Source organism: Paenibacillus sp. FSL K6-2859, assembly GCF_038008265.1.
GTDB lineage: Bacteria > Bacillota > Bacilli > Paenibacillales > Paenibacillaceae > Paenibacillus_AQ > Paenibacillus_AQ nitricinens.
In genome coordinates, this window is sequence record NZ_JBBOYU010000001.1 from 5,675,817 (window position 1) to 5,698,875 (window position 23,059).

General features: G+C 41.9%; 24 protein-coding genes and 1 pseudogene. 3 read left to right on the plus strand and 22 right to left on the minus strand.

The features are described 5' to 3' along the window. Window positions 1-66: 66 nt before the first annotated feature. The 14 genes and pseudogenes from MHB64_RS25305 to MHB64_RS25370 form a co-directional block, all read right to left on the minus strand. Window positions 67-453 carry a hypothetical protein gene (locus MHB64_RS25305; protein ID WP_341135632.1) on the minus strand — a complete coding sequence of 129 codons (387 nt, stop codon included), beginning with the start codon at window positions 451-453 and terminating at the stop codon, window positions 67-69. A gap of 16 nt (window positions 454-469) precedes the next feature. Beyond that, window positions 470-556: pseudogene (locus tag MHB64_RS25310) on the minus strand (AraC family transcriptional regulator); the annotation flags it as partial. 53 nt (window positions 557-609) lie between these two features. Continuing rightward, complete coding sequence (locus MHB64_RS25315; protein ID WP_341135633.1) at window positions 610-990, minus strand: hypothetical protein; 381 nt, start codon at window positions 988-990, stop codon at window positions 610-612. 203 nt (window positions 991-1,193) lie between these two features. Continuing rightward, window positions 1,194-1,904, minus strand: a complete 711-nt coding sequence (locus MHB64_RS25320) for an ABC transporter permease (RefSeq protein ID WP_341135634.1) — start codon at window positions 1,902-1,904, stop codon at window positions 1,194-1,196. Then, window positions 1,901-2,746: an ABC transporter ATP-binding protein gene (locus MHB64_RS25325; protein WP_341135635.1), complete on the minus strand. Its 846-nt coding sequence runs from the start codon at window positions 2,744-2,746 to the stop codon at window positions 1,901-1,903. Before MHB64_RS25325 ends, MHB64_RS25320 begins: the two co-directional genes overlap by 4 nt. A 104-nt stretch (window positions 2,747-2,850) precedes the next feature. Next, window positions 2,851-3,786 (minus strand): LytTR family transcriptional regulator DNA-binding domain-containing protein, encoded by a 936-nt coding sequence (locus MHB64_RS25330; protein ID WP_094872795.1) that lies wholly within the window; start codon window positions 3,784-3,786, stop codon window positions 2,851-2,853. A gap of 215 nt (window positions 3,787-4,001) precedes the next feature. After that, a complete protein-coding gene (locus MHB64_RS25335) occupies window positions 4,002-4,955 on the minus strand; it encodes a hypothetical protein (RefSeq protein WP_341135636.1) in 954 nt (317 codons plus the stop codon). Then, entirely contained in the window at window positions 4,952-5,509 is a 558-nt protein-coding gene (locus MHB64_RS25340) for an RNA polymerase sigma factor (RefSeq protein ID WP_094872798.1), read from the minus strand. The genes MHB64_RS25335 and MHB64_RS25340 overlap by 4 nt, the downstream gene beginning before the upstream one ends. A gap of 138 nt (window positions 5,510-5,647) precedes the next feature. Then, window positions 5,648-6,292, minus strand: coding sequence for a hypothetical protein (locus MHB64_RS25345; RefSeq protein WP_094872799.1), 645 nt, complete (start codon window positions 6,290-6,292; stop codon window positions 5,648-5,650). A gap of 151 nt (window positions 6,293-6,443) precedes the next feature. Next, entirely contained in the window at window positions 6,444-6,938 is a 495-nt protein-coding gene (locus MHB64_RS25350; RefSeq protein WP_306440407.1) for an NUDIX domain-containing protein, read from the minus strand. 76 nt (window positions 6,939-7,014) lie between these two features. Beyond that, entirely contained in the window at window positions 7,015-7,428 is a 414-nt protein-coding gene (locus MHB64_RS25355; protein WP_094872801.1) for an NUDIX hydrolase, read from the minus strand. Window positions 7,429-7,563: 135 nt separating this feature from the next. Continuing rightward, window positions 7,564-8,562 carry an NADP-dependent oxidoreductase gene (locus MHB64_RS25360; protein WP_341135637.1) on the minus strand — a complete coding sequence of 333 codons (999 nt, stop codon included), beginning with the start codon at window positions 8,560-8,562 and terminating at the stop codon, window positions 7,564-7,566. A gap of 16 nt (window positions 8,563-8,578) precedes the next feature. Then, window positions 8,579-8,869: an ArsR/SmtB family transcription factor gene (locus MHB64_RS25365; protein WP_405176794.1), complete on the minus strand. Its 291-nt coding sequence runs from the start codon at window positions 8,867-8,869 to the stop codon at window positions 8,579-8,581. A gap of 483 nt (window positions 8,870-9,352) precedes the next feature. Further along, a complete protein-coding gene (locus tag MHB64_RS25370) occupies window positions 9,353-10,273 on the minus strand; it encodes an alpha/beta hydrolase (protein WP_094872804.1) in 921 nt (306 codons plus the stop codon). A gap of 165 nt (window positions 10,274-10,438) precedes the next feature. Between MHB64_RS25370 and MHB64_RS25375 the strand changes: the two genes are divergently transcribed. The 3 genes from MHB64_RS25375 to MHB64_RS25385 all read left to right on the plus strand — a co-directional run bounded on the left by MHB64_RS25375 (window position 10,439) and on the right by MHB64_RS25385 (window position 13,104). Beyond that, window positions 10,439-10,993, plus strand: a complete 555-nt coding sequence (locus MHB64_RS25375; protein ID WP_280787855.1) for a TetR/AcrR family transcriptional regulator C-terminal domain-containing protein — start codon at window positions 10,439-10,441, stop codon at window positions 10,991-10,993. A 421-nt stretch (window positions 10,994-11,414) separates the two neighbouring features. Continuing rightward, window positions 11,415-11,948, plus strand: a complete 534-nt coding sequence (locus MHB64_RS25380; RefSeq protein ID WP_094878715.1) for an RNA polymerase sigma factor — start codon at window positions 11,415-11,417, stop codon at window positions 11,946-11,948. After that, a complete protein-coding gene (locus MHB64_RS25385; RefSeq protein WP_341135638.1) occupies window positions 11,935-13,104 on the plus strand; it encodes a DUF4179 domain-containing protein in 1,170 nt (389 codons plus the stop codon). The genes MHB64_RS25380 and MHB64_RS25385 overlap by 14 nt, the downstream gene beginning before the upstream one ends. Window positions 13,105-13,233: 129 nt before the next feature. On the opposite strand, the gene MHB64_RS25390 is transcribed toward MHB64_RS25385, so the two are convergent. The 8 genes from MHB64_RS25390 to MHB64_RS25425 form a co-directional block, all read right to left on the minus strand. After that, window positions 13,234-15,186, minus strand: a complete 1,953-nt coding sequence (locus tag MHB64_RS25390; RefSeq protein ID WP_341135639.1) for an AraC family transcriptional regulator — start codon at window positions 15,184-15,186, stop codon at window positions 13,234-13,236. Between the two features lie 421 nt (window positions 15,187-15,607). Then, the gene (locus MHB64_RS25395; protein WP_094877982.1) at window positions 15,608-16,072 is read right to left on the minus strand and encodes a phage tail protein; all 465 of its coding nucleotides are present in this window, start codon (window positions 16,070-16,072) and stop codon (window positions 15,608-15,610) included. 92 nt (window positions 16,073-16,164) lie between these two features. Continuing rightward, window positions 16,165-17,064 carry a hypothetical protein gene (locus MHB64_RS25400; protein WP_094872606.1) on the minus strand — a complete coding sequence of 300 codons (900 nt, stop codon included), beginning with the start codon at window positions 17,062-17,064 and terminating at the stop codon, window positions 16,165-16,167. Between the two features lie 145 nt (window positions 17,065-17,209). Further along, on the minus strand, window positions 17,210-17,608 hold the full coding sequence (locus tag MHB64_RS25405) for a hypothetical protein (RefSeq protein WP_341135640.1): 399 nt from the start codon (window positions 17,606-17,608) through the stop codon (window positions 17,210-17,212). Window positions 17,609-17,784: 176 nt separating this feature from the next. Next, complete coding sequence (locus tag MHB64_RS25410; protein WP_094872609.1) at window positions 17,785-18,174, minus strand: hypothetical protein; 390 nt, start codon at window positions 18,172-18,174, stop codon at window positions 17,785-17,787. Window positions 18,175-18,206: 32 nt separating this feature from the next. Further along, window positions 18,207-19,946, minus strand: coding sequence for an ABC transporter ATP-binding protein (locus MHB64_RS25415; RefSeq protein ID WP_341135641.1), 1,740 nt, complete (start codon window positions 19,944-19,946; stop codon window positions 18,207-18,209). Continuing rightward, the gene (locus MHB64_RS25420) at window positions 19,943-21,724 is read right to left on the minus strand and encodes an ABC transporter ATP-binding protein (protein ID WP_341136124.1); all 1,782 of its coding nucleotides are present in this window, start codon (window positions 21,722-21,724) and stop codon (window positions 19,943-19,945) included. The genes MHB64_RS25415 and MHB64_RS25420 overlap by 4 nt, the downstream gene beginning before the upstream one ends. Before the next feature lie 170 nt (window positions 21,725-21,894). Then, the gene (locus MHB64_RS25425; RefSeq protein WP_341135642.1) at window positions 21,895-22,920 is read right to left on the minus strand and encodes a helix-turn-helix transcriptional regulator; all 1,026 of its coding nucleotides are present in this window, start codon (window positions 22,918-22,920) and stop codon (window positions 21,895-21,897) included. Between the last annotated feature and the right edge of the window lie 139 nt (window positions 22,921-23,059).

Genomic DNA, 23,059 nt, shown 5'->3' on the forward strand with positions numbered 1-23,059 from the left:
ATCAGTTGCCATGCGTGATGCTCGACCTCCTTGACGACAAAGCTCACCTCTTAGAACGTCATCAAACTAACTATTGACACCAGCCTCTATCTTCTGATCAATAAATGGTTTGAATCGTGTAAAATACCGCTCTGATGCCTCCCAACGCCTAAGATTCAAAAAGGATAGGTCCTGCTTGCCATATTGATCGGGCGGCTGATAATACCGGGAAACATAAGTTCCATTGCCCAGTGTATAAAAATAATACACTCCATCCGGAGTCTTAATTTCAATCTGACCAGGTAGAAGGTCTCCGACCTCGTCCGTATGCGCTTGACGGAAGCTGTAACATTTGGATCCGTCCCAGAGCCCGTCATTCTCCTCCTCTTCCAAATATAATTTCTGAATTACAGCGTGTTGCAGAATGTCTTGCACATACTGGACCTCAATGTTTCGTAAATATAGCTCAGCCATATTAATACAGGTCAACAGGTCCAACGGCTTCGAATACAGCCCATGTTGCTGCAGGAACATCTAGTTTCGTTAAATTTCCGGGGTATTCCTTGGTTGTAGCCACGTGCGAAAAAGCCGGTTCATCACCGGACACTTTTCGCACCTTCGCTGGCTTGCCTAAATTAACACGTCGAAATGGCCCTCCGAGTTCACCGTCGCTGTCCTGGGATCGGTCAGACCGATGCCCTTGAGGCCTCCCTTCCACTCATTCCGCCAGAGGGGGAGGTGATCTTGAAGCGGAGAAGCCGGTACAAAATTTACGGAGGTGCTACTCCCGCTTTTCTGTACGAGTTGGGACTCCAGCAGCCGGATTTGCCGCTGCAGCTGCTCCCGGCGATAAGGAGTCTGCATCTCACTTCCTTGTACTGCATTCACTTTATCCAGTTCCATCATCAGCCGGTTCCGCTGTTTCTCCAGGGAACTGACATCACTCTGTGTACCGCCGTAGGCCGCAATGGCCTGTATCGGACTGATGCCTGCTACTGTCTGTGCCGCCATGATCTTCCCCTCCGTTTCCTTGGCTCCCATTCCAAATTCAGCCAATTTTGAAAGATCTAATCATCTTTATTACCCACCAGGCCTCATCATGACAACATCACAGCCTCAATTGGAAAATAATCGTCGTATAGTCACAGTCGGCCATTGGTTTCGACCCTACCAAAGACCCACCGAAGGCTGGCTAAAGTCCCTACACAGCTCCCTTACTCGTCCTTCAACCGCCGTTGATACAAAATGACAGATACTACTGTTAATACAACCGTCCATGCCAAAGTAATAAGCAGGGGTTTTAATAAATCTCCCGTCGTATAGCCTGTATTGCTTATCCCTAGCAAATGCACAAGCTGACTGCTTGGCATGTAATCCAGCACTTTGAGGATCGGATAATCATTCTCTAGAAATGCCCCCCATGGTGCCCCAGTGAATATGAACGCTACAGGAAGTATGGATAAAGAAGCATCAAGCAGCGTCTTGGAGAATAAACCACATATCGTCCCGGCTGCTGTATATAGAATAATCGAAAGAAAGATTGTTGCCACAAATGCCCATATGCTGGCTGGCTTATAGCCAAATATAAACGTAGCTATAGCCAGAACAACTACAGACATAACAAAGACTAAAGAGCTTTTACCGATTAGAACATCAAGGGTCGTGGCCGGAGTCATCATTAATGACCGTAAGGTGTTACGCTCCTTTTCTTCCGCAATCAAGCAGGCTTGTGCGAAACATGTTAGTAATACAAACGAGGTATTATAAAGGAAACCGCTGGCTCCAAGCAAAGACGCGCCTGCGCTTCGAAAAAGAACGGCAAACATAATAGGCAAAATTAACATAATGGAGATCCCATAATTGCGTGAAAACTCTTTGTAATCCTTCATAAAAATCGCCTGGGCACGTTTTAATGAGATACTCATAATAGCTCACTTCCTGTCATTTTAATAAAAATATCACCCAGACTTGGCTCTTTCGTTTCTAACCGGTCAATTAGCCCCCGTCTCATCCAATCCGTTATTTGATCAGCCGTTCCTTCATCGATCGGGAGCTCGTACGTTTCCCCATTGATTAAGTCCACAGAAATTATGTTTTCTCGATGCTGTCGTTTAAGCTCCTTCGGTGAGCCGATCGTTTGGATTTGCCCTTGATACAGAATCGCTACGCGGTTGCACATCAATTCTGCTTCAGCCATATCATGCGTAGTCAGAAAAATCGTTGTTCCCTTCTTATTTAAGTAGCGTAAGCCTTTATAAATATGCGCTGAGTTTACCGGGTCTAAAGCCGAAGTAGGTTCATCTAAGAATAATAATTCTGGCTCATGGATAATTGCGCAGGCCAGCAGAACGCGCTGTCGCATCCCTTTCGATAGGAGTTTAACCTTCTTTTTGCGCTCTCCGCTTAAGTTCACAAACTGCAGCACCTTATCGACCGCAGATCTGGGAAGATCATACAACTGACAATACAGCTCTAGATTTTCCTCAATGGATAATCTCTCATATAGACCACTGTTATCCGTCAGAATTCCAAAGCGCATCTTCTGTGCAGACTGCTGCATCCTCTCCGCTGGCTGGTTAAATATATTTGCCTGTCCACTTGTCGGATTTAATTGCGCCGTTAAAATTTTAATTAAGGTCGTTTTTCCTGAACCACTCGGACCGAGGAAACCAAAAATCTCCCCTTTCGGAATGGAAAATGACACATCTGCTAACGCATCCTTATTTCCAAATCTCTTTCGAATATGTTCTACCTGGATAACATTCACAAATACCACTTCCTTAGCATTGATGACCTAAATATATAGAGATTACATACTTGCAGCCATCAAAACCCGCCGAAATGTAGCTATTACCGCTTGAATGGTACCCTTTAAATGTTAAGAAGTGCTTTTAGCTCCTGTAATTTTGAACGAGATAACGGCACCACGGCATCTTTACCTGTATTCAAACGCAAGCTGTAACTATTCTTCGTCCATGTAATAATCTCTCTAACTTTTTGCAGATTAACGATGTAGGATCGATGACACCTGAAAAAACCGAAATTTAACAATCTCCGCTCCAGCTCGGTTAGAGTCAAAGCACAGTCGTAATTTTCCCCACCCACATGAACAAGGATCGATCCCTCTATACTTTCTATAAAATCAATTTCAGGCGGATTAAATAAAATCACTTTGTCATTTCTTTTGGTAGATATCTTCTGCAAGGTTATATTGGCTTCATCTTGTTTCTGTACTTCCTGCTTATCCTCTTCTGAGTCCCGAATATCCAATGGATGACATCCAAGTTCGTTCAATCGATAAATGGCGTCACACGAAATAATGGCATCCTCTAAATTCGAAGTTAAAATTAAAATCTCCTTTTCTTTCGAAAGGTCATCTAGTATCCGTTTAAATTGACGACGATCTTGCTCCTCTAAGTAAAAATAGGGTTCCTCCAGTACAAGTGTAGGCTGATGCGCAAAAAAGACACGCAGCAATGTCACATATGTCCTTTTCGAAGAGCTTAGGTCCTTGATCCTTACCTTCCGTTCTTCTTTTAAAGCAAAATAATCTAGTAACAGAGCGACACGCTCATTCCTCTCCGTTACTTTGATTAGAAAATGAATCAGCTCTTCCACCGTTAAATGCATATACTCGTTTTGCCCGGCTTGAAATAAATAATAGTGGGAATGATTCAATAATTGATTCATTAATAGCTGCTTTCGCTTCAAATCTGTTATAATGCCAATCGATTGGTTCTCTGTCATGTTTAATTCGATCTTCGGTAGAAGTAATTCCCCATCAAAATATATTGGTTGAAATTGCATGCCGTCCCCCTGGTCAGAGCTACTATAGGATATTTATAACAATTATAATGTTTGGATACTTTTTTGTCAGTTTCTACTGAAAATACTTACTGTTAACAATACAAGTATAAAGAACGACGAAAAAAAACACTTCTCAATGAGAAGTGTCAGAAATCATATTTAGATCATCTGCCAATGATGATGCATGTCAATTCTTTTATTGCCGGAGCATGTTCTCATCTAGCCTTATTAAGTTCTTTTACTTCTATTATCTTTTTACTAAACTGATACTTTACAGTAACATTTTCAATAATCTTAGTATTCTGGTAGGCAAGAGAACCCTCGAATTCTAGAGTATCATTATCTTTCCACACTAGGTTATCTGCATTGCTATAATTCTCGTGATCTGTGCGAATCCATGTATCTATTTCTTTTTGTGCACCATATTTGACTCTTGCAGATTCTATTAATTCGGGACTTATCATTCCCTCTTCAATATTGCTAATTTGAATGAAATCACTTTTATTAGAGCATGTTACGATCGCAACTAACTTATGATTGGGTGAAGGAATCATTTTTTTAATATACATAGAGGGTGTTGAAAAACTAAAATACGCATTAAGCTTATTATCTTTTATTCTCCAAATGACATTTTGACTTCCATAGTCCGAATAGTTATTAAACAACGTAAATATCATACTTCCGTCTGCTAACTTAACAATATAAGGGCTTTTATAACTTTTCGATAAAATATCTACAGCAAAAGCAGCTGCATCGGCGATTTTTTGATTCTCATTTTTTAAAAATGGCTGAAGTTCTTTCAACGCTTTTACTCTCAACGTGGAATTATTAAAGGTTTCTACCAGCCTATTAATAGCAATATATACATATTCATTATTATCACTTTTTAAAGCATGTAGAAATTTTTCCGCATCATATTTAGTAGCAGGCTGTAACTCCATATCTTCAGCTTTTAAATAACGTATATAAGGCTCTGAATTTTGATTTTTATAATATTCTGTCGCTAATAAAGCTGACGCAGTTGAACTATATAGGACAAGACAGGCAACCAAAACAACCCACTTTTTTGAAATTCCTTTTTTCCTTTTCTCTGTTCCATTGTGCCCAGCCGCTTCAATTAAGTTCTCATCAATGAGTCCGATCTCCTTAAATAAATCTTCTTTTTTCATAGGTTAACCCCCTCTTTGTCGAGATGAACTCGAAGTTTATTTCTTGTCCTAAATAATATAGATTTCACTTTACTACTACCCATATTAAATCTTATAGAAAGCTCATCTATTGAATAGGAATACCAGTACCTTCCAATAAATATGTTTCTTGCTTGCTCATCTATGCCATATAAAAATTGATTTATTAAGTTTGCGATCTCACCTTCTTCATACTCTGTTTCTACAGTATCAGGCGAAGCTAGACATTCTTCTAGTTCCGTTAGAATGACTTCAAACTCACGACTACGCTTTTTCGCTGTATTATAACCATACTTATCAAGCGCAATATTACGGGTGATCCTCCCTAAAAATACCGAAAAATTCCTAGGCAGATTAGGCGGTATCGCATTCCATGCTGCTAAGTATGTATCGTTCTCACATTCTTCAATATCCGAGAAATTTGAAATAATGTTTCTTGCAATCACCCTGCAGTAAGCCCCATATTTATTTTTAGTCTCTAAAATAGCTTGCTGTGAACGCTGTATGTATAGGTGGATTATTCCTTGGTCTTCCATCCGTTATTCTCCTTTTAAACACTCTTATCTATATAGTAGAAAATTCCTAGAATACGTTGCACTTATATTAAAAATTTACACCAATATATAAAGACAACCCCCTCCTAAACAAGGAAGGGGTCTGCCTTTGGGTCATCTCTACAATCCAAAATGTTCTCTAACTAACCTAAATTGTTCTTCCACGCTCATACTTGGTATTCTTTCAACGGTCTTGATCCCCATTTTAGTACAAGCATTCTTAATCTCATTGGAGAACTTAACCATAGATTTGTTCCCGTGTTTAATCGTTTCTTCTGGATTTATCGTGTAGGCGTTAATACAATCTAAAATCATCTTATGATCTTCTCTGAAGTAATATAATTTCTCTATCTCATCGTCGGACGTATAAAAACAAATCATTCTCTCTTCCGGGATAAACGGTAGTATACGCTCAGGCATTATTCCCAGATCAATTATTATTGGTTTGTCATTAGACATTGTTAACAAATCAATGATAAAGAAGTCCATCATCTCTTCGACAATTTGAAATAACCACTGGCAGTGCTCATCTACCGGTTTATTGAACCACTTATTCCAATCCAAATCAGGATTAGGAAATTGAAGGGCAGGGTATTCAACAGGACTAGTGAATGGTCTGTATTTTAAGACATCATCCCCCAATGTTTGAAATCCAAGTACCTCTACAAATTTCTTGGTCATGGTCGTCTTCCCAGCACAAGGCCCCCCATTAAGCCAGTAAACATGTTTTAATCGTTCCTTCAAATAATTATTATTTATCTTCATCCGGTACACCCCATTTGATTTATAAAGAACTTTACTCTAGCACGTTGGTTTCGGGGAGATGGCGGATTCTTATCTTCCTATAACAGTGAAAACACATAGAAATTCTCCTTTCTTGACACAAGTAGTTATATTCTACGAGTGGGGAGTTCTGTTAGCGTAACGACTTACTCTGTTGAATTTCATGTTCCTCAACATAATTTCTATACTTATTACCATTGTAGTAATTAAGAATGTCCTGATTAATCTCCGGATACAGTTGAATAGAGTGTAGCTCCGAAATAGGAATCCACGTTACACCAGTTTGCTTAGAATCTGGTGATTCGGGAAGTCTTGGATTTGATCCCGCTTTCAATTTACAACTAAATGTAACTCCTACTGAATGAGTATCCCCGTATATGTAATTACTTTTTGTAGGTTGATATTCGTAAACAAATGCAACGGGACCGACCTCTATCTCAACACAAGCCTCTTCTTTCGCTTCCCGTTTTACAGCTTCAATCAGTGTTTCTCCTGGCTCAAGGCCACCTGCTGGAAGATTGTAGTGCACGCCATCAAGATTGTCATTCTCAAACTCCACTAGTAAAATGGAACCCTTCTCAATTATTAATGCACCAGCGCGCAGTCTTATCTTTTCCAGAATAATCACATCCCATAGTCATTAATTTCTATATGGGATATTGTACCATTTAATGCTTCTAAGGGAAGAGTCTTTAATGAATCCTTTACAAGGATTGCATAACTTCTATAGCACTTTTAAGAGCGTTGCTGTCCCTTAATCGTCCTTTTTCTGGTACTGTCAAATTTATTAACTTAAATGCCTCTTCCTTGCTTACCCATCGAATTTCTTGTGTTTCATGATCAAAACTATGTACTTCTCCTATAGGTCTTAATAAAAAATACTTAGTTATACATGTCTCTGATTCAAATGCCCCTGGGATCGGTGCGACAACTTCACAATCATACCCAGTCTCTTCTCTCACTTCTCTCAATGCTGTATTTTCAGGAGATTGATCTTGAGGTTCGCTTCCACCTTTAGCAAAAGTCCAAGCGTAGCCTCCCCAAAATCCGCTAGGGCTTCTCATCAATACCTCACCAGCATTATTGATAACAATTCCTCCATAAGCGAGTTCACTCATCTTTTATCCATCCCAACAAAAAAATAAATTCTGATTTAATCACACTATTCCATTAAATATTCATATTCCCCTGATTCCTAGTTACTATCATCACATTCTGAGCCTAAAAAGCTCTGATTATCAATCTTTCTCCTATCACTTTATCTTTAATACGATCTTTCCTTTTGCCCGGCCCGATTCGGAATACTCCATCGCCTTTTGAGCTTCTTCAAAAGAAAATATTTGATCAATTACAGGCTTTATTTTCCCTGCCTCTATAAGCTCCGAAATGATCTCCAGTTGTCTGCCGCTAGGTTTCATGAACAAAAATCTGTATTTTACATTATATTGCTTTTCTAATTTTGTTAGCTTACGGGTAACCAATCGAAAAAGACTCGTTTTTATAAATCCAGACCCATATTCAATTCCGAAGCGTGCATTGGGCAGCCCAGAAACCGATACAATTTGTCCGCCTGGTTTGACTATTTTAAAAGCCTTTTCTAAGGTCTCGCCGCCAATCGTATCGAATACTCCATCATAATTTTGTAAGACTTTATCAAATTGTTCTGTTTTATAATTAATTATTTGATCTGCCCCAAGAGATTTGACCAGATTAGCTCCAGCATTGCTAGTAGTTGTAGCCACATAAACTCCCATCGCTTTGGCAAGCTGGATAGCAAAGGTCCCAACGCCGCCCGAACCAGCTTGAATCAATACCTTTTGCCCTGCCGATAGCTGTAATATATCATGTAATGCTTGATAGGATGTAAGCCCGACTAATGGGATTGACGCCGCCTCCTCAAAGGAAAGGTTTTGAGGCTTTAAGGCTATATCGTCCTCATATATGGAAATATATTCTGCGAAGGTTCCAATTCTATTTTTTCTTGGCCGTCCGTATATTGCATCGCCTATTTTGAAGTTAGTTACTTTTTTTCCTACTTTGGTGACTATCCCTGCAAAATCATTTCCTAATACAAGCGGCATATCGTATTTCAACAGCATACGAGTTTTGCCATCCCGCACCTTGAAATCGATAGGATTAATACTCGCCGCATGGATTTCTGCCAATACATCATAATCACCCACTGAAGGTATTGGAATGTCTACCATCAGAAGAGGACTTTTCCCGTATTTTTCAATGATCATCGCTTTCATCAAGAAACCTCCATTTCTAGTAATATTGTTCCATAAATTCATCGAGATGGTTTATAAGATTTTTTAACACGCCTAATTTTGTTCTAACGTCCATAAAATAATAATTTTTAGAGCCTTCTTTCCTCACCATTATAATTCCGGCTTCTCTTAAGATTCTTAGATGATGGGAGACCGCTGGCCGTGAAAGATGTGTTTTTTCAGTAATCTCACCTACGCGTAATCCGTTCGTACAGGTAGTCTCCATAAGTACTGTAATAATGGATTGTCTTGTCTCATTACCAATAGCTAAAAAGACCTTCTGGCACATCTTGAAATCATCTTTGATGACTTCGACTTGTTGCTGCTTATTAATGATTCTCACCGCTTTCGTCTTGTTCAATCGTTTAACTTAGTGAACCATTTGCTGACGAGTATGTCATAACAAGATATGCTCTGCAACCTTGGGAAAGAAAATCGAGATCACAAGTAAATTTTTCACATTTTCTTATTCCCAACCCTCAAAGCAGAATTGTCGAAACATCTAAAATCGTATCAAGAACAATTGACGTTGAGTGAGCTGCCTGCACTTAAAGTACTGGTAAATAAGCTTATCGCATGGATTGATTGGCTTATGAAAAATCGCCGTCCGACTCCCAATAGGGAACATGAACGGCGATAATTTTTGAGTTATTCTATAAACGGCAGTTCAAAGTTAAGCCGATCTGCTCCACAAATCGATTAGGGAAGTTCCTCCAGTGTAATCTTGACGCTATATCAATTCGTACTTCAATTTTCGGATGCAGCTGTATTTTTAAAGGTTTTCTTTATAAAAGGCATTCAGTTTTTCAACAGCTAGTCTAACTGGTTCTGGTTGATCGTATAAGTCATAATGACTTACATTTTCAAGAATGAACAAGTCCTTTTTCGTTGACGCGGCTCTATTGTACAGTTCATGACCATCTTTGTATGAACCAAATGCACCTTGTTTATCACCTACAATAATTTGCAAAGGTTGTGTTAGCAACTCTTCAACGAAATGGAAAGCATCAAAACCTAAGACTGAAGCTAAACTGGTATATTTCAATTTATTTGGAGAGTTAGAGCTTTGCCCTCTAGGCGTTGTATAATAATCGACAGCTTCCACAATATCTATATCTGTTATACCTGCCTTCTCTCTTTCCGCTTGATTGCTAGGAATCCAATTCACTATCATTGGCTCAGCTCCACGAGCTTCCGCAGTACGTTGTTGACTAATGGCCTCCAAAGCTTTAATTGGATCTCCGCTTTCACGTTGTACACGCCCGATATTAGCTCCAACGACAGTGCCAACTGCTTGTATACGACGCTCTGTCATTGCAGCATTTACAGCATAACCCCCTCCGGCACAAACACCTAATACACCAATACGGTTCTCATCAACAAAATCAAGTGTAGTCAGGTAATCTACGGCACAACGAATATCTTCAACACGCGCAGCCGGAACTTCAATATATCGAGGGTCACCTTCGCTTTCACCTTGATATGATGCATCAAATACAATCGTCACATATCCAAGTTCAGCAAGCTTCTCCGCATAGATACCTGCAGTTTGGTCTTTACAGCTACTTCCTGGATGAACACAAACGATTGCGGGGTTATGTTTCTTATTTTCAGCATTTTCTGGCACATTTAGAATACCTGCAACTTTTAATCCATGCGCCATAAATTTAACTTTCTTTTTAATAACTAACATATGTGGCCTCCTAATGGATGATTTAATATAATACACTTGAGTGTCTTATTACACCCGTGTATATTTAAAATACATTAGGACTATAATGCTTTCAATGACCACATCTTTGTTTTCATGTAGTAATACACATTCTTTCAAATGTGTATATTAAAAAGGAGTTTTCTCATGAATAATCCAATAGATCGAAGAATCATAAAATCGCAAAAAGTAATTCAATCGACTTTTTTAACCATGTTGCTTGAAGATGGATTTGATAAAATTACAGTTAAAGCGATTACTGAAAAAGCCGACATTAGCAGAAAGACGTTTTATCTGCATTATGTCGATAAATATGATTTGCTGGATACTATCGTGAATAAGCAATTAGAGGAATTAGGAGTCATTTGTGAGCAAAAAAAAGAGAAGGGTTTTATCGAGGGTACCGTGATTTGGTTCAATTATTTTGAGGAACATAAAGCTTTCTTTGCAGCTTTGTTTGCAAGTGAAAGTACCGTCTCATTTCGAAAACAGCTTCTGCAATTCATCATGCATCAACTCAATCTAAAAATAATTAAAATCAACCCTGAAAAAGAGGCAGAAATCCTTTTAAAGTTTTTAAGCATGGCTGTTCTAGGCATTGTAGAATCCTTTGTTCTGAATCAATTAAAAGCCAGCACAGAAGATACAGCAAAACAAGTGGGTGAATTACTGGAGCAGAATATCGCGATGGCCTCACGTTAGTAGGCTGATGAAACTTAATTTTAATTTATTCCAATTCATATCTATCAAAAAATCCCCAAATTGCTTTAGGACTCCATATTCATATCGAACTAATAGCTATTGCTAAATCTATTCTGGTCATTTATATCAAAAATATGAAGGCCTGAAAAATACCAAATAACATGGACGACTGGCCCTTTCCGCTAAAACGGCGGAGGGGGCTTTTGCTTTCAGTAAGCAAAACCGTCACACCAGATACTACATTATTTTGTGAACCCAGAATGCTTGGAGAATCCCGTGTGGGCTGATTTGCCCAAGCGGTGCAGTCCCCGGATATCTTAGGTTTAATTTTCGTTGTAACCTTCTAGCTACCTACCCGATCTAATATTTAAGTAACGTTACGAACATCCTAAGACTTTTAGTCAAGAAAGCAGGTAAATCTTTGCATATTAATCCTATTGTCGTCAAAGCCAAAGCTGGGGACCCAGAAGCATTCGTGCAGTTGATGCAGGAGATAGAGTTACCTTTATATAGAACTGCAAGGTCCATCGTCAACAAAGAAGAAGATTGTGCAGATGCCCTGCAAGAGACGATGCTTAAAGCCTTTAAGTCCATCCATACACTCAGAGAGCCCGCTTTTTTCAAAACGTGGATCTTCCGGATTCTGATTAATGAATGCAATAAAATGCTCAAAAACAATTCAAGAGCCCTCCCTTATGGAGAGCTTCCCGAAGTCCCTTCCATTTCAAAGGATTATGAGAAAATCGAAATATGGGATGCCGTTCAACATCTTGAGGAGAATCTACGGATTGTCATTCACCTTCATTACCTACAAGACATGCCGATCAGTCAAATTTCCGACATTCTCGAAATTTCTACGGTAGCCGTGAAGACCCGGCTGCATCGCGCCCGCAAAAAGCTAAAGCATTCATCTCAATTCATTCAAGAAATGGAGTTGCGACATGGTAAACACTAAGTTAGAAGAACAATTAAAGAGCTGCCAAAGCCTACTTCCCGATCAGTTATCGGATATTGCCCGCTCCAAGCTGAATGAGACTTACCAAATCATCAGGGAAACCGATAATTCCAATTCCCACGTTCAGAAAAAGAAAAATGTATCAAAATCTTTTAATAGATGGTGGATTTCCACTGCAGCCGCTGCAATTCTTGGAGTTACAGTCCTTGCTTCCGGCTTTGTATCGCCCGCAATGGCTGATGCACTCAAGCAAATTCCGGTTCTGGGACAAATCTATTCATTATGGGGCGAAAACAACGGAGATCCCGGTGTTCAACAAGCCGAGGATTTCATCACAAACGTAAACCAAAGCGTGACCCATGGCAATGTTACTATGAATATTCCAACGTTGTTATTTGACGGGACCCGGATTCTTATGAACATAACCACTCCTGGAAACCGTCTGGCTTCGGAGCCCAATTCGCCGCCTTCAGATGCCAATAAAGGAGCGGTGGATAAGTTTGAGGTTCTCTATAAAGGCCAACCTCTGCTCTGGAGTTACGAACACATGGACGGTGAGACTGCTTCCAGCATAATGGTTCAGGTTTTGGACACTTATTATGAGCCGAGCACGACAACACAGACTGTCCAGTTCCCTGATCAGTTTGACTTGACTGTAAATGTAACGTTAAAAGGCTACGATGCCCCGTTCGAATTCGTTCTGCCTGTCACAAAATCAACGCCCGTTACCGCACTAACTTCAGAGGAAACCAAGCATCACGATAACATTAACTTGCAGATTAGTAAGGTGGAAATCACCCCAATCACAACGCAGTTATCCATTGAGTACACAACCAAACCGGGCCAGAGCAAAGAAGAAATGCTTGCTTCTATCCCTTCGAAATATAAGGGTGCTAACGGAAGCGTCATCGCTCTTCAGTTTGACATTGTGGATGAACGTGGTGTTCAACTGAAGCCCATCGGTGCTCACCCCTTAAGCGAATCTTATAATGTTCGTTTTGAGCCCTTCAAGACTATACCAAGTACCATAACCATCAAACCGTACTTAGTCGTTTCCGAAGGTCAAGCCCCAGCTGGGAATACAGGACTGTGGGAAGACAACAATATGGTCAAGGAATATATTCCTGAGCTGGAGACTGTACTTTCGGTGCAATAGCATTTGTAAAAAAGACCTAATACTCCAGGAATAAAAGGATGTGTAAACCTACAAAAGACGAAGCCATAATTGGCTTCGTCTTTTGTCTTGATATTTAAATGAATTCAGATAGATTCAATTCCAATAAGGTTATTTAGATGAAGCCAGCTTCGATATTTTGTCGGCAATATCTTCCGCTTGTAACAAGGAGGAGTAGGAATCTGCTGCAAAATATTTCTCCATATCAATCTCAATCACTCGATTATTTTTAACTGCATCTAACATTTTCCATGTTGCTGGTAACTTAGGCGGCTGTTTGTCTTTCACAGTAAGGACAATGACATAGTCGCCTACATAATCATTTACGGTTTCCCAAGAAACTTCAACACGGCTCATTTCCTTATCAATGATTTCACTTTGAACTTTTGGAGTAGGTTTCATACCCAAAATATCGTAAGTAGCTCTACCGCCTCTCTCCCCCTGATTACCAATGACCATTAAAAATTTCTCTACCGTGATATAATCTACGATAGAAATAGTTGCATCTTTTGCAATGGCATTTTTAATTTTTTCGCGGGCAGCTATTTTACGTTTTTCGAAACCTGCCACAAACTGTTTAGCCTCTTCTTCTCGATCAAGGATTTCTCCCATAGCTGTAATCTCTTCTTGAATCGTTGCGTATTTACTTGTATCAAATAATACGGTCGGTGCGATCTTAGAATAGTTACTATAAGCAACTTTATTCCAGGTTATGATGATGTCTGGCGCTAGCTCTAATACTTTCTCAAAAGAAATACTTCCTTCTGCCCCTATATCCTGTACTGTCTCATCTAAGAAAGGTTTGAGAAACTGAGAATACTCCAATTGTGTATTTGATGCTCCAACCGGTATTACCCCAACTGCTAAGACTGGCCCCAAATCCCAATCAACTACAACACGTTGGGGATTGGCTGGAACATTAACATCCCCCATGACTGTTGTTATTTTCCGTAAACCCGTATTTTCAATGGCTTGATTGGAAGGCGTACTCTGTGTCTGTTCTACTATCTGATTGCTATTACGGCTAGTGCTCCCATTTCCACAAGCTGAAAGTAACAGTGTAAACACAAGCATTAGCGTTAATCCTATTTTCGTTTCGGTCCCCTTAAACATCTGTTTATCTCCTTCAAGTTTATATTGATAATGATTATCATAATCAATATAACAAGAAGAGGAATCTTTGCCCATGGAGGATAAGAACTCTTGCCATGGACTATCTGAAACGATCAAACCTGTCTTCACCTTATTTTTGTATTGAACGGGCGTCGCCCCGACCTGCTTTTTAAACAGACGTGTAAAATAAAAGACATCACTATAACCTACGCTTACAGCAATCTCCTGTACGGTAGCATCGGTCTGAATCAATATCTCTTTCGCTTTAGCCATCCTCGTCTGAATTACATATTCAATGGGACTTCTCCCTGTCCGGCGTTTGAACTGCCTCGATAAATACTGAATGCTATAATTCCATTCTTCGGCCATAGATTCAAGTGAAATAGGCTCATTATAATGTTTGTGAATGTATTGAATGATCTGTTCAACTAAATCTGTTTCTTTGAGGGCAACTCCCTGAAGCTGTAACTGCTGTGCAAGAGTATATACGAACTGATAGAAATGGATTTTCGCTTGGAACCGTTCCATAGCCGGTCTGCGATTCCATTCCTCATACATCGATTCCGCATGACGATATAAAACAACCGGAGAAATAGGTTTACATGTGTATTGCAGATGAAAAGGGTTACTTATATGATAGGATTTCAATAATGTTTTACTAGCTTTAGTAGAAATAGTACCTCTATATAAAATGTAATAGTAGGTTACATCCTCATGTCCAACCTCGAACTTGATGTTACTTCCTTTTCCCGCATGTAAAACAAAGAATCGTTCTAATGGATGTCGATTACCATCCAACCAGATCGTACCTTGTCCACGCACGACAAATATAAAACTACTAGCTGGGAGTACATGTTGCTGCTTACTCTCTCTGCGTATCACATGTTGGCGAATATCCACCAGTTGAATCCATGAAGTGTCCCATATCTGGATGTATTCTTCCCAATTCACTGTTAATCCTCCCAAGTCCAATAGCTTGCTAATCCTTTGCAGCTGCAAATCCCTATACAAGCCAAAATCGTAAACGATAACCATTATCATTGTCAAATGATTGGTGACTAGTCAAACCAATTTTAATAGATCAAATCTGACGCCCCCGGAGAGTCTCCAACCAAGTCGATATAGCCATAGCCACCTCAGCTCTTTTCTACGGGATTTATACCGTACATTCCAGCATCTCAGCTACTCATGCAAAGTAATTGTTAAGTAGGCACGCTACTCCAGTTTTCGTTGCTCTATATAATAAATTCGGCCTCTTAAATGAGAGTCCAATCCCATAGATAACCTAAGCAAATTATTTATACCGGCAAGATTTAGGGCCATCCTTTTACAGGATGGCCCTCTCATTGATTAAGTTGCAATTTTGCTAACCTTAATACTGTCCTTTAATTACAAAAAACGAACCCCGAATTGTTCCGGCTAGCTTGGACTTCTGCCTAGCAAACTTAAACTTCTCTTCTAGCTCCTTTGGGATCTCCATCCCCTCAGAAAGCTTAAAACCAACAGCCCGCTTCTTAGGGTCATCCACCGTATACATAACGTTGACTGCAAGACCATCCTCATAAAAGACATAAGCAAATTTAATATTTCCCACTTGAAAACGCGACGTTTCTAAAGGTTTGGCCGCAAACTCAATATCACGTTCTTCTTTTAAAATTCGGTTCACATAATCAAGGGTCTCCTGACTTTCACTGGCTTGTACAACCGTAAACTCATGTTTGTATTTGTTCATAAAGTAACGGGCCTCATTAGCACGCAGACCAGCAAGTGCATCTACTACAGGTGAAGATTCTAACCCAACCGTAGACACATTTTTGAATTCAACGATATAGGACATTTTCATCTCTCCTTTTCTCTCATTATTACCAAAAAAACTTATCGTTACTTAGGATACGGTTCGCGTGCTGTCTGTAACGGCAAGTTTCTGTGTTAACTGCTGTGCTCTTTTTCTATTAAAGTGACCATCTCGCGCTTCCACTTTTCTCGCTCCTCTGGCGGGATCGGCTTCCCTTTGTCATACAGAAATCTAATCATATAGAACCCATCCTTCGTAAGCAGGCTGGTAACAAGTTCATGCTCTAATACATTATTGTTCATCAACTGCGTCTCCACTATAGAGCTATTAACAGTCTGATGCAGTACTTGAGCAGTCAACAAGGTTTCTTGGGAGATATAGTCCGCTGTATGCTTCTCTACAGAAGACGCTGCTATTTCATCAAAATAATTAATCGTGAACGTATGCGAAGGTTCGTACCGATGGTATTCTCCTAGCGGATAATATCCGATAAATTGACTGTTACTGTAGACATGGAATGTTGCAGGTACATAGCTGTCAAGCTGAAAATAAGGGATGAATCGCGCAATGCCTGAATTGATCTCTTCTCCAGGAGGAATGACAGCATCCACACCACTAAGGAAATCACCCTTCTTATCTACAAAAATCGTGCTATAAGGGCTGTACCTCGTAATCCAAATTGAACCATTCTCCTTCACAGCCTCAACGAAATAACTGATAATTTGATTTCTTTTTTCCTCACGTTCATCGGCGGGGTTGATACAGGTATGAATGTGCTTCCGAGTGTATGTAAAGACTGCTTTAGTGGCATCCATTGACAGCAATTCAAATTCAAGAATTTCAGATTTTATATTATAGATTTGAAATGTCATCATTAATTGAAAGTGATTTAAAAAGGACATTCCCCTCTTATCTGGATGAAATCTTTTGCTCAAACCTTCTTCATCCTTATCCATATAAGCCTGCTCCAAGCCTTCAACCAGGGCATGCAGCTCCTCTTTTGTGATGCCTTTATTTTTCTTAAAGAAAAACATGTCTTCTCTCCCCTCATCATCAGTCTACTGCCAATTACTTGCTCCTATTTATTATACGGGCACACCTGTGTACTTTTCTAGTTATGAAGAAACCATCCCTGACAAAGGAATGGTTTCTTTGAGTAGGTATACCTTTCGGTCATCCTTACATTTTAAAATGTTCACAAACTAACCTAAATTGTTCTTCTACGCTCATGTTTGGTGTTCTTTCTATGGTTTTGATGCCCAGCTTAGTGCAAGCGTTCTTTATTTCGTTGGAGAACTTAATCATAGATTTATTACTGTGTTTCTCAATCTCCGCATCGGATGTATAAAAACATATCATTCTCTCTTCCGGGATAAACGGTAATATAAATTCAGGCATTATTCCTAAATCTATTAGGATTGGTTTGACATCAGGTAACTTCAGCAAGTCAATAATAAAGAATTCCATCATCTCTTCGACCACTTGAAATAACCATTGGCAGTGTTCATCTACAGGTTTATTAAACCACTTATTCCAATCTAAACTAGGATTAGGGAATTGAAGGGCAGGATATTCCATAGGACTAGAGAATGGTCTATATAAAAGCTTACTCTGACACGTTGGTTGTGAGGGGTTGGCGGATTCTTATCTTTCTAGATAAAAAAAGCCTTCCCCACCCAAAAGGGTGAAGAAAGCTTAAATGTGTACCCCAAAATTATGGGCAGCTATATTAGCTTTTCGTACCCGAAGGTGCCTTAGCCAATTGCTCCTCCAGCCACCTTATGCTCAGCCTCTCCGGAGAAAGCGCCTCCGGAGCAGCCGTAGGTTCTTTTAGTGGACAACGCTGTAACTGGCTTGTAGACAGCAAGCAACTTAGCATTCTGCATTACGACCGCGATGCCTGAACAATATTGGGCGATTTCCCGCTTGTTCATGTTGCACCAGTTCATATACAGCTGTGTGACCGCACGCTCTGGACGTGTGTTTTTCTCAGCAGAATGCACCATCAGCAGACCGAAGGCAGATCGGCGCGCGAGCAGCTCTTCCCAATAAGCGATATATTCTTCTACGGTCACCTGATCAAACGCCTCCCCCAAACTAAGGCTTATAATCGGCCAAGCGGATTCATCCTTTGTTATAGCCATACGTTTTCCTCCTAAAATGTGCCGAGTATTGCCTAAGATGTGATGCGGAATCCGACGGATTGCTGTTGTAGCTTCCAAAGCCGGTCGTACAGTCCGCCGCGCAACAGTAGGGCTTCATGTTGTCCCTGCTCGACCAGCCGGCCATCTTCCAGCACAATAATGTTGTCTGCACCTCGTATAGTTTTCAGCCGATGCGCGATAACAATAACAGTTCTGCCCGTAATCAGCGTATCAATTCCCTTCTGTATCTCGGCTTCATTCTGCGGGTCAAGCGATGCAGTAGCTTCATCTAGTAATACAATTGGAGCATTCTTAAGAATCGCGCGAGCAATGGAGATCCGCTGCTTCTCCCCTCCGGAAAGCGTACTGCCACCCTCGCCTACCGGCGTGTCATAACCAAGCGGTAATTTCATGATGAAATGATGGCAATGGGCCATTTCTGCTGCTTGTTGAATATCCTGCTGCGACGCGCCCGGCCGCCCAAAAGCAATGTTGTTTCCAATGGTGTCTTGGAACAGGTACACATCCTGAAACACAACCGACACAGACCCTAGCAAATGTTCTGGATCAATATCTTTAATATTGCGTCCGCCTAGCAGAACACTTCCTTCGTCAGGATCATAGAAACGCGAGATCAGGCGCAGCACTGTACTCTTTCCGCTGCCGGAGGGACCCACAATTGCAGTTAATGAGCCTTGCGGCATCTCTATGCTTAATTGTTTGAGAACAGGCTCACCTCCATAACCGAAGGTAACATTGTCAAAGCGAATGGTACTGCTCTCGGGAAGCGGAGCTGTAGTCCCCGTCATGACCGGCTGGCGAAGCAGGTCTACGATGCGTTCACCCGCTTGTTCGTTGTACCGGAATTCGGCATAGTTGGCGAGCGCCGTCGTCAATGGATCATAGATGCGTGTACCGACAATAAGGAATACAGCCAGCTGCAAAATACCGAGCTCCCCTCCTAACAATAGATGTACACCTACGTATACCATTAAGGTCAGACCCGCACGAAGAAGAGCCATAGCCGTTAGAATGACCGGTCCGAATATTCCTTCAAGCTTCACACTTTCCTTCATCAAAGTTCTAAAAGAGCTATCCAGACGGACAAATCGTTCTCCCGTCAGGTTGTAGGCTTTCATCACCCGAATACCATTCAAATACTCCTGTAGCCGATTCGCGGCGTTCAATTTGGCTCTCATATGATTCGTCCCTAATCTCCGCCGCAGTCTACCTGACAGGTACATAATTAGAAGGGCAACCGGCAGCGCCACGAACATGGAAAGCGCCATCCGCCAGTCGAGGAATAGTAAACCTGCAAGTGCAAATATCGGCAGTACAAAAGCCCCTGCAAGCTGTGGCAGCAGATGTGAAATGCCTGTCTCAACCAGCGTGAAATCGCCCATCATCATATTCGCCAAATCACCGGGATCCCGGCGAGTCAGGTAGCCTAGCGGAAGCTTACGCAGATGTTCTGCTAATTCCGCCCGTCCCTGTGCCGCAACATTGTAAGCCCCGCGGTATGCAGTGCGGTAAGCGGGAATCTCGCTCAGGAACATCAGTACCATGACAGCAGCTAGTCCCGCGCAAATCCACCAAAGCCGTTCTATCTGAAGCTCTGCACCCACCGTAATATAAGGAGCAAAAATCAACCGCACCGCCTCAATCACTAGCGCATACGGAAGCACACTGACTAAGTTAGCCAGTAAGGAAAAAAATACAGGCTTCAGCAGCTGCTGTGGTTTGCCAGCAGTAATATTGTGCAATACCTTCATAGCTGTTCCCCCCTTTTTTCCAAATGCCATTCTCCGGCGTCACTGTAGACATGCCACATTTGAGTGTAAAGTCCATCGCGATCAATCAAACTATCGTGATCTCCACGCTCCACGATTTGCCCATCTCGCAGTACCAGAATTTGTGCGGCTTCACGAATAGAGGAGAGTCTGTGAGCAATGACAATAACCGTCTTCCCGCGCATAAGCTCCGTTAGTGCCAGCTGCATGTGATGCTCATTTTCCGGGTCGGCAAAAGCAGTTGCTTCATCGAGCACAAGTACCGGAGCATTTTTAAGGATAGCCCGGGCTACCGCAATACGCTGCTCTTCACCGCCGGAGAGATAGACACCACCTTCACCGATTAACGTATCGTACCCCTGCGGAAGCCGAGAGATGAACTCGTCGCATTGTGCCGCTCTGGCTGCAGCCTGAACTTCCTCCAGCGTTGCTCCCGGTTTACCGACGGCAATATTCTCATACAAAGTGTCATAGAACAGGAAGGTCTCCTGAAATACAAAGGCAACTGTATTCATCAGTTCATGAATCGCCATATGGCGGATATCCACTCCACCGATACGGATCGCACCCTCTTGCGGGTCCCAGAACCGCGGCACCAAGCTGGCCACCGTCGATTTACCTGAACCTGACGGTCCAACCAGCGCTGTAACCTTCCCTTGTTCTGCCCGGAAGGAGACCTCGCTGAGCGCAGCCGCAGCCCCCTCTTCTTCACTGTAGGAGAAGGTTACATCCATAAATTCAACGTCGAAAGCTTGCGGTGACAACGGCTTTGCTATTTCTGGTACAGGCTGCTGTGCCAAAAGACGATCCATCCGCTCTACACCTTCGCCGATATCCCGAGTGCTCGAAGCCAGCATAAGTAGCTTATAGAGCGGAGAAGATACGCCTGGTGCCATAATTAGAAAGAACAGCAACACAAGCGCAAAGGACATGGAATTCGGCTGGCCGCTTAGCATAAAGACACCCACCGGTAAAATAAAGGTAAATGAGGAGGTCAGCAATGTTTTGAACAGAATATAGCCTGACTGATAACGGTCCGTAAACTCCAGACAAAAATCACGGTATCTGGTCATATCACTGTAGAACCTTCGGAAGGAATGCACCGTCTGCCCGAACACCTTCACCGCTGGCATCCCCCGCACATACTGCACTGCTGAAGCATTGATCTGCTCCAAAGAATCATGATACTGCTTCACACTAGTTTTCCCCTTACTACTCATCATAAGTGCTGACTGCACAACCATTCCTATTAGGATCGGTAGAAGACAGGCAACAGCTAACGGCGGACTCAGCCAGAACATCGCCACAATCATAAGCACCGTGGACGCCAGCGCGCTGACCAGATCAGGGAGCTGATGCGCTACGAAATTTTCCACCTTGTCGACATTCTGTTCCAGCGTCTTCTTCACTGCGCCGGTCGAAGTTCCATTCAGGAAGCCGAGCGGCAGTCTGCCTAGATGTTCAGTCATTCGCACACGCAGATTATACTGAATACGAAAAGCCGCAATATGCGAACACATAATACCGCAATATGAAGTCACCAACCCTCCGATCAATCCGCCAAGTGCAATCCATCCCCAGCGGATCATTGCATCACCGTCAACCTGTCCAGGAGACGCGGCATGCCGCAGTAGCTCAGCCAAGATGAAATAAACAGACAAAAATGGTACCAGCATTAACACGGCGCTGACAGATGACAATATGCCAGATAGGATCAGCAAGCCCCGCTTCTCTCCGGCAATCTCTAGCAGTCTCGACATGCCAGTTTTGGTTTTACTCACAGCTGTTCCCCCACTCTTTATAATTACGCACAAAAAAGTGCACTGAGAATGATTCTCTGTGCACTAGTGTAAAGGAACGCTCTTCATGGTTGCTACCGTTTCCGGGATTATAATCAACCAAATCAGGAGCATCTGTTTTCGATGCGAGCTTACATCCTTGTTCCTAAAGAACGCTGTCTACCACTGATCAGATATGCTCCAGGACGCACACCGAATTTTTTACGAAAGGCTGCTGAGAAATGGCTGACATTCACGTATCCGACTCTGGATGCTGCTTCACTTACCGTCATATTTCCATGTTCTAGCAGCTGCTGTGCCCTTTGCATCCGTTGTTCGATCACATAGGCATGGACAGTATAACCGAACATTTCCTTAAAGCCCTTCTTCAATTTGAACTCATTGAGGCAAATAATGCGAGAGAGCCCTGCTAATGTCGGTGGATGTAAATAATCACGCTGCAGAATTTCCTTGGCTAGCCGCAGGCTCTCCATATCATCTCTAGATAGCTTGACTGTGTGGGAAATCCGATCAGCTTCAAATAAAGATTCATTGAGATAGACAGCCATTAGCTCCAGCATTTTCCCCTCCAGATAGAGTTCCCGCATACCCTGACTATAGGAACAATCCGCAATTTGAGACAGAATGAGTCGGATAGATGGTGTGATAGCGTTTTTGCCAAAAAACAACCCAGCTCCTCCTCCGGCTTGGAGCCGTGTATCCTCGGTCAGTCCGCTGGTCATCCGCTCAAATTGTGCCGGACTCATATCTATGCTGAGGAATCTGTAGCCCGCTCCGCTAAGGTATATACAATTTTCACTTCTTACTCCGCCGTGAAGCAGCACACTTTCTCCTGTATCTATGGCAAAGTAGTCCTGCTTCAGCGAGGTCCCCCATTCAATTCCATGTCCCATACAGAATATCAGCTCCGTACGAGGTGTTCTAAACTCGCCCTTCGCTTCGATATCCCGATTAAATTGGAGATCAAAATCCGTCATCTGAAGATAACGCTGAGTAAGCAGGCTCCGGCAGCTGCCCTCCCCTAGCTCGACCGGTGGTTTTATCTCAAAGTGGCTTCCGTCCAACTGGTAAGTAATATTAAACCCTTCGCATCTAAGCGTCTTATGGGCATCAATCGTTTCTGCTTCAATCAGACCATCGCTACGCTTCATGCTCATCCCTACTTCCCCTTACTTTGGATTAATTATATATCTATTGAGAATGATTATCAATTGAATGTTCTTTTAGCAAATATGCATAAACAACAAAAAACCTTCACACCCCTAAAGGTGAAGAAGGCTTAAACGCGTCACTTCT